The sequence below is a fragment of the Rhodococcus sp. ENV425 genome, from assembly GCF_002887785.1.
Taxonomy (GTDB): Bacteria; Actinomycetota; Actinomycetes; order Mycobacteriales; family Mycobacteriaceae; genus Rhodococcus; species Rhodococcus aetherivorans.
Genome location: NZ_PCZU01000220.1, coordinates 1 through 544, shown reverse-complemented (window position 1 = coordinate 544; position 544 = coordinate 1). Strand labels below are relative to the sequence as shown.

General features: G+C 70.8%; 1 protein-coding gene. It reads left to right on the top strand.

Annotation, left to right across the window (positions count from 1 at the left end; genetic code table 11):
* On the top strand, nucleotides 1-544 hold a 544-nt coding region (locus CQZ88_RS31380; protein WP_258008678.1), incomplete at both ends, for a DUF2075 domain-containing protein.

The window sequence follows — 544 nt, the reverse complement described above, 5'->3', positions numbered from 1 at the left end:
ACTCGTCGAGGTGGCGGGAATGCCGGGCGGGCCGAGGCTGCATCCCGTCGCGCACGTCAAGGGGTACTGCGACTACCTGAGCGATTTCGCGCACGCTGTCGCGGATCAGCCCGATGCCCTCGCGGGACTCGCGTATCTGCACAACGCCACCGATCCGTCCGCGGTGGCGGAGCTGCGCGCCTATCCGGGCGGGATCACCGGCCGGTTGTTCACCGCCGCCGACCGCGGCGACATGATCGACTTTCTCCGCACCCGGCTCGCCCCGGTGTCCGGGCACACCGCAGGCGACACACTCTTGAAGTCCGCGGTCGCACCGTCCCAGCAGCTGCTGAAGGTCGCCGCCGCCGAGGTGCGCGACCGGCCGCAGTTCCATCTGCTCGGCAATCAGCAGTTGGCCGTGGACCTGGTGCTGCACGAGGTCGAGATGTCCCGCGCCGCGGACCGCAAGCGCGTCGTCATCGTCACCGGGGGACCCGGCAGTGGCAAGAGCGTGATCGCGCTGTCCCTGCTCGGCGAGCTGGCCCGCCGTGGCCGCACCGTCCTG